13 protein-coding genes are annotated in these 15534 nt (G+C 62.8%); 11 read left to right on the forward strand and 2 right to left on the reverse strand.

Translation table 11 applies throughout. From position 1 onward, the window contains the following. Window positions 1-330: 330 nt before the first annotated feature. A complete protein-coding gene (locus JQ587_RS12335) occupies window positions 331-1677 on the forward strand; it encodes a globin-coupled sensor protein (protein ID WP_212298749.1) in 1347 nt (448 codons plus the stop codon). A gap of 50 nt (window positions 1678-1727) precedes the next feature. Here JQ587_RS12335 and JQ587_RS12340 read toward each other — a convergent pair whose 3' ends face one another. Together JQ587_RS12340 and JQ587_RS12345 are read right to left on the reverse strand one after the other, a co-directional pair. Next, window positions 1728-2756 (reverse strand): helix-turn-helix transcriptional regulator, encoded by a 1029-nt coding sequence (locus JQ587_RS12340; protein ID WP_249154276.1) that lies wholly within the window; start codon window positions 2754-2756, stop codon window positions 1728-1730. Between the two features lie 252 nt (window positions 2757-3008). Next, complete coding sequence (locus tag JQ587_RS12345; protein ID WP_212425564.1) at window positions 3009-3731, reverse strand: ParA family protein; 723 nt, start codon at window positions 3729-3731, stop codon at window positions 3009-3011. A gap of 445 nt (window positions 3732-4176) precedes the next feature. Between JQ587_RS12345 and JQ587_RS12350 the strand changes: the two genes are divergently transcribed. From JQ587_RS12350 to JQ587_RS12395, 10 genes are all read left to right on the forward strand, one after another. Then, window positions 4177-4578 (forward strand): STAS domain-containing protein, encoded by a 402-nt coding sequence (locus JQ587_RS12350; RefSeq protein WP_212425461.1) that lies wholly within the window; start codon window positions 4177-4179, stop codon window positions 4576-4578. Further along, window positions 4575-4943 carry a response regulator gene (locus tag JQ587_RS12355; protein ID WP_212425462.1) on the forward strand — a complete coding sequence of 123 codons (369 nt, stop codon included), beginning with the start codon at window positions 4575-4577 and terminating at the stop codon, window positions 4941-4943. The genes JQ587_RS12350 and JQ587_RS12355 overlap by 4 nt, the downstream gene beginning before the upstream one ends. Beyond that, entirely contained in the window at window positions 4940-6949 is a 2010-nt protein-coding gene (locus tag JQ587_RS12360) for a chemotaxis protein CheA (RefSeq protein WP_212425463.1), read from the forward strand. Before JQ587_RS12355 ends, JQ587_RS12360 begins: the two co-directional genes overlap by 4 nt. 35 nt (window positions 6950-6984) lie before the next feature. Next, on the forward strand, window positions 6985-7446 hold the full coding sequence (locus JQ587_RS12365; protein WP_212425464.1) for a chemotaxis protein CheW: 462 nt from the start codon (window positions 6985-6987) through the stop codon (window positions 7444-7446). Window positions 7447-7448: 2 nt separating this feature from the next. Next, window positions 7449-9179, forward strand: coding sequence for a methyl-accepting chemotaxis protein (locus JQ587_RS12370; RefSeq protein ID WP_212425465.1), 1731 nt, complete (start codon window positions 7449-7451; stop codon window positions 9177-9179). Window positions 9180-9319: 140 nt separating this feature from the next. Then, window positions 9320-9787, forward strand: a complete 468-nt coding sequence (locus JQ587_RS12375) for a chemotaxis protein CheW (protein WP_212298742.1) — start codon at window positions 9320-9322, stop codon at window positions 9785-9787. Between the two features lie 92 nt (window positions 9788-9879). Further along, on the forward strand, window positions 9880-10764 hold the full coding sequence (locus JQ587_RS12380) for a CheR family methyltransferase (RefSeq protein ID WP_212298741.1): 885 nt from the start codon (window positions 9880-9882) through the stop codon (window positions 10762-10764). A 7-nt stretch (window positions 10765-10771) separates the two neighbouring features. Continuing rightward, window positions 10772-11902: a protein-glutamate methylesterase/protein-glutamine glutaminase gene (locus tag JQ587_RS12385; RefSeq protein ID WP_212299185.1), complete on the forward strand. Its 1131-nt coding sequence runs from the start codon at window positions 10772-10774 to the stop codon at window positions 11900-11902. After that, entirely contained in the window at window positions 11902-13701 is a 1800-nt protein-coding gene (locus tag JQ587_RS12390) for a methyl-accepting chemotaxis protein (protein ID WP_212425466.1), read from the forward strand. The genes JQ587_RS12385 and JQ587_RS12390 overlap by 1 nt, the downstream gene beginning before the upstream one ends. 33 nt (window positions 13702-13734) lie before the next feature. After that, window positions 13735-15081, forward strand: coding sequence for a methyl-accepting chemotaxis protein (locus JQ587_RS12395; protein WP_249154277.1), 1347 nt, complete (start codon window positions 13735-13737; stop codon window positions 15079-15081). Window positions 15082-15534 lie beyond the last annotated feature (453 nt).

The following is a 15534-nucleotide window of genomic DNA, read 5'->3' on the forward strand; positions in this document are numbered from 1 at the left end:
GCTGTCCGGATTACGCAAGTTGGCGGATCGAATGTCCGGGGTCATGGACGGAGCCGAGATAAGCGGCAGGTCTCGTTCTGGTGAGAAGGTACGGCTGTCGCTGCGTGGGCGGAACGCCAATGCACCGCCACGTGCTGCACGAGGTCGGTGCAGGTCTGACATCCGATTTCCGAACAATCAGTCCGGATCGCGCAACCGCGCCACTATAGTTAAGCTTTGATTTGATCTCCCCGCGTCTACTTCCCAACAGCACTGGTTCGCGGATGCATTCACGCTCGCGGCCGTCTGTGCCTCGCCAGCGCGGGGACGTCGAATACATTGTGGGGGACTATGACTGACAACTCGAATGACCGTACTGATCGCGAGAGCCGCCTTCGCTTCTTGCGCATCGATCAGAAGACTGGCGCGGCGCTACGCGAGTTCTGGCCGGTCGTCGAAAGGGCGCTGCCTGCAATCCTCGAAGGATTCTATAAACATCTTGCGGACAACCCGGCATTGGCGAAGCTGGTCGGCAACCAGATGGGGCGTCTGCAGGGCGCCCAATCTGCACACTGGGCACGTATGTTCGACGGTCATTTTGATGGCGCCTACGTTGAGGGTGTTCGAAGGATCGGCCTTGTGCACAGCATGATCGGGTTGGAGCCGCGCTGGTACATCGGGGGCTACGCTTTCGTGCTGTCGCACCTCACGGACCTCGCGATCTCCACCTATCGGTGGAACAGGGCCCGTCTGCGGGACGTCATCACTGCCGTGGACTGTGCCGTGATGCTCGACATGGATTTCGCGATTTCGGTCTATCAGGAGGCTCTGCTGGACGAGCGGGCCAAGCGCCAGAGGACCGTCGACGGCTTGATCGTCGACTTCGAACGACAGGTGACCGTCGCGCTGGAGGCCTTGTCAGTGTCTTCGACCGAGTTGAACGATACCGCCGGCACCATGGCGCAAACTGCGGAGACGACGACGCACCGGGCGAGCAATGTGGCGGCGGCCTCGGAATTGGCTTCGACCAACGTTCAGTCCGTCGCCTCGGCCAGCGAAGAGATGGCTTCGTCCGTGACCGAGATCGGCCGGCAGGCCGACGAATCGACACGGATTTCGACCGAAGCGGTTGAACTTTCGCGAAGTGCCGATCAGCGCATTCACTCGCTCTCCGAGGCTGCGTCGAAGATTGGCACCGTCGTCGAACTCATTAACACGATCGCCGGGCAAACCAATCTGTTGGCGCTGAATGCCACGATCGAGGCGGCGCGTGCGGGCGAGGCGGGAAGAGGTTTTGCCGTCGTTGCGTCCGAGGTCAAGACGCTTGCCGAGCAGACCTCGAAGGCCACGAGCGAGATCGGGCAACAGGTCGCCGGAATTCAGACCGCAACGCAAGAGGCCGTCACGACGATTCGCGAAGTCAGTCAGATCATTCGCCGTATCTCCGAGATTGCCTCCGCGATCGCCGGCTCCGTGGAGCAGCAGGGCATTGCAACGCAGGAGATCACGCGCAATGCGCAACAGGCGGCAAGGGGCACGGGCGACGTTTCCTCGAACATCGCCGGTGTGAGCCATGCCGCGGACGAGACGGTGGCCGCATCGAGTCAGGTGCAGCGCGCCTCCTCCCTGCTTGCCAAGCAGGGCGAAGAGCTGGGCACGGAAGTGCAGCGGTTCCTGAAGGGTATCCGCGCGGCGTGATCGAGCCGGATCAGGTTTGCCTCGATTCCGGTCAGAGCCATCCTGTCTTCCTAGGGTTGCCGACGGAGGACGTGGGACGAGCCAGCGCGCCTGGCTGTCTCCGACGGAGCAACGCCGAAGGTTCGGCGATACTGGGCTGCGAAGCGTCCCATGTGGGCAAATCCCCACTTCAGGGCGACTTCGCTGACCGGCAATGTATTTCCGGGCGACGACAACTCGCTGTGGACCGCGTCGAGTCTGACGCCCCGCAGATAGTATGCCGGTGACGTCTCGCAGTGCTTGCGGAAACCAAGCTGCAAAGAGCGGCTGCTGATGCCGACCGCTGCCGCGATGTCGCTTATCGTCAGCGGCAGGTGAAGATTGGCCCGCATGTAGTCGATCGCCTGCTTGATCTGCTGCGGCGCGACAGCTCCGTTTTGCTGCTCGAGCTTCGCAGAGAGGCGGTGCGGCACCTCTTCGAGAATCAATCGGAGGGCGGCCTCCGTCAGCAAGGTCATGGCCTTGGGTGACCGCAGGAGCAACTGTTCGTCGCGCATGCCGCTCGCCAGTGCACAGGCAATCGACTGCAGGGTTCTTCCCAAATGGCTCGAGAGATCGATGGTGGGCGTGAGATTGAGGCTGGTCAGCGGCGCTCCATCGAACATGTCGACCAGCAGCCGGGCCACGGTGCCCGCGTCGAAGCGCATCGTCGCTCCGGTGAGACCTTCGTTGCGAACAAATACGGCCTGCCGTCGCAGCATCGGCTGCGCGTAGATGGCCAGGCGCGAGGTGGTCTGCTCAAAGGTTCTCGAGCCGATCGTCAGTTCGGAGCCGCCGGCATTGAGAAAGCATAGGTTTAGGTTCTCGGTATCGTTGTCCGAACCGTAGGACCAGCTGCTCGAATACGCTGCGCGAACGACGCTCACGCCCGCTCCCGCCGCAAAATCCGACCACCACCGGAATCCGGCACGCGGATTCGGCGGGGTAATTTTCAGGGGCAGCAGGCGCGATCGGTAGTAGGCGAGGAGATCTTCGAAATTCGAACCTTGAACGACTGGAGTTTCGCGAAGTGGATCCTTTGGCAAGTCGTAACTCGTCAAGAAAGAGATCCCGGCAAGCAGATGCAAGCACGAGCACGCACGAACGTTCAAGTCCTACGAAGGTTATCCCGCCATCTCACTCGGATTCCGATTGGATCTGTTGCACTCAACCGAGGATTGAGTGATGAGCGCTCGCAGTTCCGAAAATATCGCCTCACGATATCCGATATCCGAAAAGAGTGGCCGTATCCCGCAATCCGGCAAGCAATCTGCGTGCCGGGGTGCGGTGTATCGCCTAGCTCCGTGCCGGGGTCAGAAGATGAAGGCAGCGGGTTCTGCGCGAATCGGCAGAGGCAGTTCTGCAAAGGGCGAGGTCGCACCCGTATCGGCCGATACGACGGCGCCAAGCCGGGCCTCGATCCAGTGCCACAGGCGATGGATCTCGTCTGAGGATTTGCTCTTCGGCGCGTACTCGCTGACCGCCAGTCCGGCACTCAACGCATCCTGGTGATCATTGCGCGTGACGATGAAGGGACGCGCGAGCACGTCACCGAGGTCGACCGCCGCCTCGTCCGCAAGCGTTTCGGCGGCGTCGTCGGTGCGGCGGCCGCGGCTGGGCACCTGGTTTAGAACGAATGCAAATGGCTTATTCCAGGCCCGAACAAGGCTGAGCGTCGATGCCGTTGCTTCGATATCGGCCGTGGTCGGTCTGGTCGGGATCAGGCATAGGTCGGCATGGCGAATCGCCGCCGTCCTTGCCGAGCTGACACCGCCCGCCGCATCGATGATGGTCAGCGTCACGCCGCAGTCCCTGAACGCGCGCAGGCGTGGCTCAATCTCCTGGACGGTGTGGACGGTCTCGACAATTGGCTCCGCACCGGCACGGCGCCTGCGCCAGCTTGCGAGCGTTCCCTGCGGGTCGGCGTCGATCAGCCGAACATTGTGACCGGCCTCCTTCGCGGCCAGCGCCAGGCTGATGGCGAGCGTGCTCTTGCCGCTGCCTCCCTTTTGAGTCGCCAATACGATCGTGTGCATGGGTTGAAGTGCCATATGTGCCTTCCATTGGTTGGAGAAACGGGACGCAAGGAAAACGCAACTGCACTGAAGGCTGCTCCGGCGAAGCGACGAGCCCACCTCGCCATATCTGCAGATTCCGGGTTAACAGTTCACTGAGCAAGCGCGCCTTCCAACGCCAAACCCATGCGCGAGCTATCCGGATTACGAACGCGACATCCGGATCGCGCATTGGTCGCGAAGCAAATTCATGCATGCGGAGGGACCGCGACACGAGTGCGTATCTCGGTTGCGCATAGAGAGAGCGAGGACAACGCGAACGCGAGCGCAAGCAGCTCCGCAAAAACACGGTCTTCGCATCCGCTTTCCGCAAATCCTATCCGCATCACGCAAGTGAGACGCGATAGTAAGATTTGATTTAACTCCCCCACCTCAAGTTGGCGAACACGTCGAAATCACAAGCAGTGTGGTCGCGATCGTTTCGCGGTGTGAGGAGGGGACCGAAGGCTTCATGAAGATCTCGGTTGGGGATTCGGAAGGCCGCGTGCGGTTGCAGGGGAGTCTCACCCTGCGCGACGCAAAGCAGGCGCAGGGATTGCTGTTGGACGCCATCAGCGCCTCCCGCGAAATCGAAATCGATGTCAGCGACGTCAGCAGCATCGATGTCAGCATCATTCAGTTGATCGTGAGCGCGCGTAAGAGTGCCGAGCAGCGTGGGCGCAAGCTGACGCTTGCAGCGGGATCTAGCGGCGCGTTCAGGGCCACGCTGGCGAAGACGGGATTTCTCGGTGACGACGGCTCCTGTCGTCGCGTCGACGAAGAATTCTGGGCCGGTGGCGAGTTGCAGAAGGCGGAGATTGGAGCATGAGCAAGAGCGTTCTGGTGGTCGACGATTCCGCCTCGATTCGGCAGATGGTGTCGCTGACACTGTCGGGAGCGGGCTACGCCACGCTCGAAGCTATCGACGGCGAGGACGGTTACGCCAAGGCAACGGCCAACCCGATTCGCGCGGTGGTGACCGATCTCAACATGCCCAGGATGAACGGGATCGAATTCATCCGCAAGTTTCGCGCGCATCCATCCAGCACCGGCGTGCCGATTATCTTTCTCACGACGGAATCGGACGAGGACATGAAGCGTCAGGCAAAGGAGGCGGGCGCGACGGCCTGGATGGTGAAGCCATTCAAGCAGGACCAGCTGCTGGCCGTCATCAAGAAGGTCGCCGGCCCATGACGGTGATGGATCCCCGGGACGTCTTCCATCAGGAAGCGCGAGAGCTTCTCGACCAGCTCGAGGAGGCGCTGCTCGATCTCGGCACGTCCTCAGACGATCGCGATCTCGTCGATTGCGCGTTTCGGGCGCTGCACACTATCAAGGGGTCGGGCGCAATGTTCGGCTTCGACGAGGTGGCAGGCTTCGTCCATGAGTTCGAGACCGCGTTCGACCGCGTGCGGAAGGGCTCGGTGGCGGTCAGTCCGCCACTGGTCCAGGTGGCGCTCGCCGCAAAGGACCACATCGCCCGGCTGATCGCCGAGCCCGGCCTACACGCTGCGGATGGCGAGACGATCCTGAAAAAGCTGCGTGCGATCGTTTCGAGCGACGAGGACAGCGGTCGCTCCGACAGCTTCGCACCCGCGGATGCCCAGGCGAGCGCAGCCGAACCGTCACGAGTCCAGAGCCCGCTCCAAACATGGCGGGTCAAGTTTCGTCTGGCCGAAAACGCGCTCGTGCTCGGTGCCAACCCGGTTCTGCTGCTCAATGAGCTGCGCGAGCTCGGGCCTTGCGAGGTGAGCGTCGCGGTCGATGCGGTGCCTCCGCTGGAATCGATCGATTCGGAGGTCTGCTACCTGGATTGGGAGGTCGTCGTCAGCACAGATCGCCCGCGCCAAGCGATCGATGACGTATTCATCTTTATTGCCGACGGGATGGAGCTGTCGATCGAAACGCTAGCCGGGACCGTCGCTGAATCGCCGCGCGACGACAAGGCTGCGACGACCAAGGCGGTCGACGTCGACAAGCCGCGCGACTCCACCGGCGCGGGCGCAAAGGGTGGCACCTCGGTGCGCGTTGCCGCGGAGCGGCTCGACGAGCTGATGGATCGCGTTGGCGAGCTGGTCATTGCCCAAGCAAGGCTGTCTCAGCTTGCCGTCGCCTCGGACGATGGCAATCTGAAGAATGTTGCGGAGGAGATGGAGCGCCTGGCTTCGAGCCTGCGCGACACCACCATGGGAATCCGCATGGTGCCGATCGGCTCGTTGTTCGGTCGCTTTCGCCGTCTCGTCCACGATCTCTCGCACGATCTCGACAAGGAGGTCGACTTCGTGACCGCCGGCGAGGACACCGAGCTCGACAAGACGGTAATCGAGCGTCTGGCCGACCCGCTGGTTCATCTGATCCGCAATTCGATCGACCATGGGCTGGAGGTTCCGAGCCGACGGATTGCCGCGGGCAAGGCCGCGCGCGGGCAGGTGCGCCTGTCCGCCGTGCACACCGGCTCGGAGGTGGCGATCTCGATCGTCGACGACGGCGCGGGCCTCGACGCCGATCGAATCCGCGCCAAGGCCGAAGAGGCCGGCCTGATCGCGCCCGACGCAAAGCTTGCCGACCACGATCTTTTTCAAATGGTCTTCCATCCCGGATTTTCGACCGCGAAGGAGATCACGGCTTTGTCCGGTCGAGGCGTCGGCATGGACGTGGTCAAGCGCACTATCGAGGGCTTGCGCGGCCGCATCGATCTCGGCTCGAGACCAAGTGGCGGAACGACGGTGACGTTGCGACTGCCGCTGACGCTTGCCATCATCGAGGGCATGCTGGTGCGGGTCGGGCAGGGCCGCTACTCGATTCCACTGTCGGCGGTGGAAGAGTGCGTGGAGCTGCCGAGGGACGCGGAAGCTGGCAATAGCGGCCGCAACTTCCTCAATATCCGCGGCCATTTGGTGCCGTTCCTTCGCCTGCGTGAATTGTTCAAGACCAGGACCGCGATCGAGCCGCACCAAAAGGTGGTGATCGTGTCGGCCGGCGAATCCCGGGTCGGGTTGGTGGTCGACCAGGTGATCGGCAACAGCCAGACGGTGATCAAGTCGCTTTCCAAGCTTCACGCCGACGTCGAAAACTTCTCGGGCGCGACCATCCTTGGAGACGGCACGGTGGCCCTGATCCTCGACGTCGCTCATCTCGTGAGCTTCGGTCAGGAGTTCGAGAGCCGCCTGCGCGATGAGCGGATCGGGAGGGCGGCATGAGAACTGGTATTCATCCCGGTCATGCCGGCCGGGCGATGACGGCGCTGACGCTCCGCCTGCAGGATGAGGTGTTCGCGATCGACGCCGAAAGCGTGCGCGAGATCCTTGACGTGGTGCCGATCACGGAAGTCCCGAATGCCAACGCGTTCGTCGGCGGGTTGATCAACGTGCGGGGCCGCATCGTTCCGCTCGCCGATCTGCGCCTGTTGTTCGGCATGGACCGGCCGCCGCCGGACGTGAATACGAGGATCGTCGTGATCGAAATCGATCTCGACGGCGAGCCGACGATTGTTGCCGTTCTTGCCGACCGCGTGCACGACGTGAGCGAGATCGAAGCAGCTACGATCGAGCAGGCGCCGAAGATCGGCATGCGCTGGCGGCCGAAATACGTTCACGGCATCGGTAAGCGTGGTGACGAGTTCATTATCATCCCCGAGATGGGGAGAATTTTCGCAACGGGCGACGCTGGGCCGTCCGTTTCTCAGAAAAGGGGTTGACTATGAGATTTACGCTGAAGGCAAAGCTGGGGGTGACGTTTGCCGCCATCCTGGTCATGACCGGTGTCGGCATGGCGATGGGGATCAATGCCCTCGCCGGCATCGACGATCGGCTGACGGAAATTGTCGCGCGGACCGCGCCGCTCAGGGATGCCGTTCAAAGTTTGAGCGCTGACCAGCTCCGCATTCAGCGCGAGCTTCGCTATCACCTCCTGAACAGCGATCCGGCTGACGTCAAGGCCGCCGAAGAAAATCTGGCCAAGGCGCGAGACGGATCCAAGGCGGCCCTGGAGAACGCGCGCCGCTTGGCTGATGCGGAAGGCAATCGCCTGCTTGATACGGTGCAGACCGTCTCGGAGCAAAGCGCGTCCATCAACAACCGCGTGCTCGAGCTCAGCCGCAACAATCAGAAGAGCGAAGCACTCGCGCTCCTGAAGGCCGAGAGCCGGCCGATCTGGTTGAAGATGCAGGCTGCGCTTGACGCCGTTTCGGCCCGGGCCAAGTCGGCCATGGAGCAGACCGCGCGCGACTCGCGGGCGCAGTACGAGCAATCGCGCCTGCTGCTGATCTCGTTGCTGGTCAGCTCGTTGCTGCTGGCGGTCGCCGCCGCGACCTGGATCGTCCTGAACATCAGTCGTGCGATCGCGAGCGCACTCGGCCTCGCCAATGCCGTCGCAGCCGGCGATCTCAACGCGACAGCGACGGTCAAATCCAACGACGAGATCAAGGACCTGATCGATGCGCTAAACACCATGGTGTCGAAGCTGAAGCAGGTCGTCTCCGAGGTGATGACGGCGACGCACAACGTCACGGCCGGCAGCCAGGAGATGTCCGCGGCCGCCGAGCAGCTTTCCCAGGGGGCGACCGAGCAGGCCTCATCGACCGAGGAAGCATCGTCGTCCATGGAAGAGATGGCCGCGAACATCAAGCAAAATGCCGACAATGCGGTCCAGACCGAGCAGACCGCCCGCCAATCGGCCGACGATGCAAACGCCAGCGGCGAGGCGGTCGGCAATGCGGTGACGGCGATGCAGACGATTGCCGAGAAGATCCTGATCGTGCAGGAGATCGCGCGGCAGACCGACTTGCTTGCCCTCAACGCGGCGGTCGAAGCCGCCCGTGCTGGCGAACATGGCCGTGGCTTCGCTGTGGTGGCTTCGGAGGTGCGCAAGCTCGCCGAGCGCAGCCAGACGGCAGCGGCCGAAATCTCGACCCTATCGATGGACACCGTGAAGGCCGCCGAACAGGCCGGCGAAATGCTCAAGAGGCTGGTGCCGGACATCCAGAAGACCGCAGGCCTCGTTGCGGAGATCTCGTCGGCGACGAACGAGCAAAACGCCGGCGCCAGCCAGATCAACACGGCGATCCAGCAGCTCGACAAGGTGACGCAGCAGAACACCTCAGCGGCAGAGGAAATGTCCTCGACCGCCGAGGAGCTTGCCAGCCAGGCCGAGCAGCTGCAGGCAACCATCAGCTACTTCCGCCTCGACGAACAAGGTGCTCGTGCCGAAGTGCCGGCGGTTCAGCGCCGCTCTGCGCCCGCCGCGGCGAATGTTGCGCAGAAGGCGCCTGCGAGGAACGCAGTTGCCGGCATGCAGGAGCGGGTGGCAAGTGCCGCGCCGGGCATCGTCAGGCGCAAGAGCAAAACGGGCGGCGGTGGCGGCTTCTCGTTCGATATGGGCGGCGAGGCTGACGAACTCGATGCAGAGTTCAAGCGGTCGGGCGCGGCGTGACCTGAACTTCGATGCAAGACTGACGCGGACGCTCTCGTCCGCGTCTCTCTTCCCGAGTCGGGTGGATACCACGGTGCCGGCTGTAGGGGTAGGGCACGGGGAAGTTGGTCTCGGCCGGGCGACCTGAATGGAGAATTGCAATGGCAGAAAGTGCACAATACGTCACGCTGGGCGTTGGCGATGAACGCTTCGCCCTGCCGGTGGAGAGGGTGCGGGAGATCCTTCAGATGCAGCCGATTGCACGGATGCCCAACGCTCCGGCGTGCTTTCTCGGCATGATCGATGTGCGAGGCCAAGGGGTCCCAGTGGTCGATCTGCGGCTGAAGCTGGGCTTCGAGAGCGGCGAGGATACCGAGACCACGCGCATCATCGTGCTGCAGGTCACGGTCGGAGGGCGTGAGCTCACGCTCGGACTCAAGACGGACCGGGTCTTCGAGGTCACGGAACTCGACGGCAATCATCTCGAGCCGCCGCCCGAGATCGGAACGAGCTGGAGCGCCAAGTGCATTACCGGCATCGGGCGGCGCAACGGCGCATTCGTGACCGTGTTTGACTTGGGCTGCCTGTTCGCCGCTTCCGACATTGCCGTCGTGGAGCGGGCAGCCTGAGAGCCGCAGCGTCGTTGTATTGGTGAGAGAAAATCACGTGTGGGCTGCCGGATGGCCCTCCGAATGCGCAAGAAGTGTGAACCCGATTGCCAATGTCACAAGTCGTTCGTCGTATTGAGCCCGCATATGAACCGCCCTCGGCGGATCGCCTGACGGACAGGGAGTTCGCGCAAATTGCTCGTCTGGTGACCGACCACGTCGGCATCAAGTTGCCGCCGGCGAAGCGGACGATGGTCGAGGGACGGCTGCGTCGGCGCACGCGACATCTCGGTCACGGCAGTCTCTCGGCCTATTGCGCGTACCTGTTCGATCAGGGAGGGCTCAGGGAGGAATTCACTTACCTTATCGATGCGGTGACCACTAACAAGACCGATTTCTTCCGTGAAGCCGAGCATTTTTCATGTCTCGAACATGAAATCATGCCGAAGCTTCTGAAGCTGCGCAGGCCCGGCGAGCGGCCGACGATCAAGCTCTGGAGCGCGGCGAGCTCGACTGGGGCTGAAGCCTACACGATGGCGATGGTCATGGCTGACGTCGCCGAGCGGATCACGGGACTCAGTTTCGAAATTCTGGGCACGGACATTTCGACGGAGGTGCTCACCCAGGCGAGACTGGCGATCTATCCGAAGGACATGATTGCTCCGGTGCCCCCGTCGATGCGGGATCGCTACGTCATGTTTGGCAGCGTGTCGTCGCGCCAGGCTGAGGTTCGTATCGTCCCCGAATTGCGGCGCAAGGTACGATTTGCCCGTCTCAATCTGATGGACGAGCGGTACCCCTTCGATTGCGAGATGGATGTCATCTTCGTGCGCAATGTCCTCATCTATTTCGACAAGCCGACACAAGAGGCGGTCGCGGGCCGTCTGGCCAGCCACCTGCGCCCCGGCGGCTTCCTGATCTTTGGTCACTCGGAATCGGTGATCGGCTCGAGCCTGCCGCTGCGCCAGTGTGCGCCGGCGGTATTCCAGCGTGTCTGAGGCGATCATGGGCAGTACGCAGACCGACGCAGCAGATCGCTCTTTCGCGCGACGAAAGATTCGCGTCCTGGTCGTCGACGATTCCGCCTCCGTGCGGAGAGCGCTCTGTGACATCATTGCGAGCGACGCCGATCTGGAAGTCATGGCGACGGCGTCGGATCCCTATATTGCCGCCGAACGCATCCGCCAGGAGATTCCCGACGTCATCCTGCTGGACATCGAGATGCCGCGAATGGATGGGCTGACGTTCATGCGCAAGATCATGGCGCAGCGGCCCATACCGGTGGTGATCTGCTCTTCGCTGACGGAGGAAGGTTCGGAGACGACCATCAAGGCCCTTGAGGCTGGAGCGGTGGACGTTGTGTCGAAGCCGCGAGTCAATACTGCGGAGTTCCTGCAGGAGTCGCGCATGCGAATCTGCGATGTGCTCCGTGCTGCGGCACATTCGCGTCGGTCGCCCCGAGGGCGGGTCGTGGCGCCAGTTCGGGTCGAGGCGAGGCACACCGCCGACGTCATCCTTCCTGCAGTCAGCCCGGGGCGCACGACGCCGCCGACCGACCCGATCGTCTGCATCGGCGCGTCGACCGGGGGCACCGAGGCCCTGCGTGACGTCCTCGTTGCGCTTCCGGCGGCGACGCCAGGTATCGTCATCGTCCAGCACATGCCGGAAAAGTTCACTGCGGCGTTCGCGAGGCGGCTGGATTCGTTGTGTGCCATGTCGATTAAGGAAGCTGCAGAAGGGGATGCCGTCCTGCCCGGCAGGGTACTGATCGCACCAGGCAACCATCACATGCTGCTGGAGCGCGCCGGCCGCCAATATCGCGTGACCATCAAGGACGGGCCTCCGGTGTCGCGCCACCGCCCCTCCGTCGACGTGCTGTTCCGCTCCGCGGCCCAGGCCGCCGGGCCGAACGCCGTCGGCGTCATCCTCACCGGCATGGGTGACGATGGGGCTCGTGGATTGCTCGAGATGAAAGCGGCTGGCGCGAGGACGATCGCGCAGAACGAGGAAAGCTGCATCGTATTCGGGATGCCGAAGGAAGCGATCCAGCGCGGTGCCGCCGACAAGGTTCTTCCGCTTGATCGCATCGCCGCCGAGATGGTTCATGACGCGCGCCGCGGAAAGGGGGCGGCGTGATGAACCAGGGTGCGCCTGCCGTTTCCGATCGCGGCAACGCCGCCGAGCCGCGCGGACGGGAGGCGACCCGTCCGCCGGTTCGTGGCGGCGCTGCACTGCGCTATCAGGACCTCTTGCTCAGGGGCGTCGCCAACGAACTCGCCCGGCCTCGCCAGGCGATCGAGCAATCGTTCCTGCAGATGGGTGACGGTCTCGGCAACTGTGTCAAGCTGCTCGAACTCCTCTCTGCCGCCCACGAAGCGTTGCCGGTCGAGCTCTCGAGCGCCGAGTTCTCGACGGCGGCGCAGACGCTGGTCGACATCCGTGATCATGTGAATGCGATCGCCGTGTCGCATGCCGACGAAAAAGACCACGTCGGCTTGCTGGCTGAAATGACGGCGCGGGTCGAGCAGCCGATGTCCGATCTTCGGGCGACCGTTCGTGCTATCGGACAGATCTCGACCAATGCCCGCATCGTGGCGGCTGGGTTCGGCGCGAGCAACCAAGACGTGACCGCGTTCACGTCGGACATGGCGTCCCTGGCGCAGAAGGTCAACGAGGCCGTCGATGCGTTTTCACTCGGCTACGAACGGCTCTCGAAGCGGCTCACTGCTGCACGACTCACGAACAGCACATTCGTGGCCCGTCACGGCAACACAATCGCTCAGATCGCGAAAACCCTCGAATCCGAACTCGAGACCATTGCGGTGTTTCGGAAGCAGGTAGAATCAATCGCGGACGAACGGGCCGCTACGACGAGCCAGATCCGTAGCGGGATCGGAAGGGCCATTTTCGCCCTGCAGATCGGGGATATTACCCGGCAGCGGATCGAGCATGTGGAGAAGGCTTGCGGGTTGCTCCGCGACCGATCGCACGTTCAGGCTTCGCAGGAGGCCATGGCCGCGATCGGCCGTCTGCAACTCGTACAGCTCGACCAGGCGATCGGCCGCTTCGAAGGCGAGGTCGCCGATCTTGCCGAAAACATCAATGGCCTGTCGAAGAATGCGGTTGCGGTTCTGAATGACGGAAGCAACGAGGCGCAAACCTTGCTGTCGGCCGGCAGTGAATCGCTGTCGCGAATAGCGGGCGAGCTGCGCCATATATGCTCTCTGCTCGGCGAGTTCGAGCGCGCGCGCGTGGAGCAAGAGCGAATCGTTGACGACGTCACTCGCTCCGTGGCGGAGATGGTCGGGCACCTGCAATCGATACGGGCGATCGAGCAGCAGATTCGAATGCTGAGCTTCAACGCCACGATCCAGTGTTGCAGCGTGGATGACGGCGAGGAGGGGCGCGGTCTTGGTGCCGTTGCCCAGCAATTGCGCGAGCTGTCCAATCAGACCGTCGCGGCGGCCAGTGCGATCATGGCGGGCCTGAAGTGTGCGGATGACCAGACACAGGTCCTCATGAACGAGCGAAACGCGCTGGATTCGCAACAGATCGACGCAGTAAGGGAAGGTGCCGCGGCTGCGATCGGCGTATTCGAGCGCGTTGCGGGTCGTTTGCGCGCGAGCACAGAGAGGATCAAGACCGTCGGGCGGCGAACCGTATGGTTGCTCGGAATGACATCGCAACGCGTTTCGGACCGGCAGCGCATCAGCAATGGCTGGCGCCTCGCCCACTCCAAGCTGGAGCAGTTCATGGCCACCGCTTCCGACAATCCAGATCCGGATGCGGTCGAGCAGGGGCTCAGGGAGGAGTTGCGATCGGTCTACACGATGGAAGACGAGCGGAGAACTTACGACGAGTTCTTTTCGATCGAATCGAGCGCGCCGGCTTCGGCTGACCAGAATTCCGAAGATCTGGACGACATGTTCTTGTAGTGGCGCTCTGGCCAGAATGAACGGGAAAGCAGAATGAAACAGGAAGAGACCAGACAGCGGCTCGCATTCAGTCAGATCGATGAGCGTGCCTTGGCGGACCTGCGGCAGTCGAAGGATCTGATCCTGCGGCATCTGCAGGCGCAGCTCGACACATACTTCGTTCATTACGCCGGATTTGAGCGGACCGCCCATTTGATCGCGAGCCCCGATCAGATCAAGGATAGCAAGGCGATGTACGTGGAGCATTGGTCGATCATGCTCGACGGGACCTTCGATGAGGCCTACGAAGCCTCGGTCACCCGGATCGGCGAGTTGCTCTATGCCAGAATGGGCTTCGAACTGTGCTGGTACATCGCCGGGTACGGCCTGGTGCTCTCGGGGATGTTGCAAGCCTTGGCTGGCGGCATGTCTGGAGTATTCGACCGGCATGCCAAGCAGAGGAAGGCGGATCTGCAGAGGGCCATCATCAAGGTCGCGACGTTCGACATGAGCATGGCCATTTCCGTCTACATGGAGGCCCGCCGGCGCGGGCGTGGAGAGACGTTGCAGCGACTGGCCGACGATTTCGATGAGGCAATCGGCGGAACTGCGACGATCGTGTCGTCATCGGCGAGTGAGCTGGAAGTGTCTGCCTCATCGCTGGCGGCAACGGCCGGGGACACCCAGCGTCGGTCGGGCGAAGTGGCTTCAACGTTCGAGCACGTCTCGGAGAGCGTCCAGGCGGTTGCCGCGGCTGCCGAGGAGCTCGCGAGCTCGGTGGAGGAGATCGGACGGCAGGTGCATGCAGCGAACGCAATTGCGACCGCGGCAGTGGACCACGCATCGAAGACCGATGCTCGTATCAACGAACTCTCCCAAGCAGCGGAGCGGGTTGGCGACGTGGTCAGGCTGATCACTTCGATCGCCGAGCGGACCAATTTGCTGGCGCTCAATGCCACGATCGAGGCCGCGAAAGCAGGGGAGGCCGGGCGAGGCTTCGCCATCGTCGCGTCCGAGGTGAAGGCGTTGGCGGCTCAGACGTCCAAGGCGACCGAGGAGGTCGGTGTGCAGATCGTCGCCATGCAGGCAGCGACGAACGATTCGGTTGCGGCGCTCAAGGAGATCGGCGCGACGATCGGCAACATCTCGGAGATTTCCACGGCGATCGCGGCAGCGGTCGAGGAACAAGGAGCGGCGACCCGGGAAATATCGCGCAACGTGCATCAAGCCGCGCAGGGCACGCAGGAGGTGGCCGCGAGCTTTGTCGATGTCAACAACGGTGCTGCCGAGGTCGAGGCTGCGACCGCCCAGTTGTTGTCATCCGCGCAGGCTCTCTCCGGAGAGGGCAGTCACCTGGACGGTGAGGTGCAAGGCTTCCTGTCGAGGATACGTGCGGCATGAGTCGGGACGCGTGCCCTTCCTCCCTCGGCTCGAACTTCTGGCTAACGCGGTCGTGGAGCTCCTTCCTTTCCGGACAAGCCCGGTTGCATGCCTCGCCCGCGGGAAACCATCTCCGATCGGCGATAGCGGGGGGATCGTTGCGCGTGGCTGGTCAACAGAATGCATTCTCTTAGGCCAGAACGAAAGACATAGTCGACCTGCGCGCCAGTCCCGGCACGTTTAGAAGGCGCGTGTCGAAGCCCTGCGACCGCAAGGCGTTAATTCTAGCCCGGGCCTCGCGTGCGACAATCCGCGGACCTCGGGAGCGATCGCCGCAAGCGACCTCATGCTGCAAGGCACGCCGCCGCCGAAGAGGCAATGTGGTCGCCGCTCGTGCATTTTCAAGGATGTGAAATTCACCTCGCGTCGATCGTTTCGTTTGACAGTGCGCGCCTCCACCAAGAAATGTCCAGG

Origin of the sequence: Bradyrhizobium manausense (genome assembly GCF_018130615.1) — a bacterium.
Lineage (GTDB): Bacteria > Pseudomonadota > Alphaproteobacteria > Rhizobiales > Xanthobacteraceae > Bradyrhizobium > Bradyrhizobium manausense_A.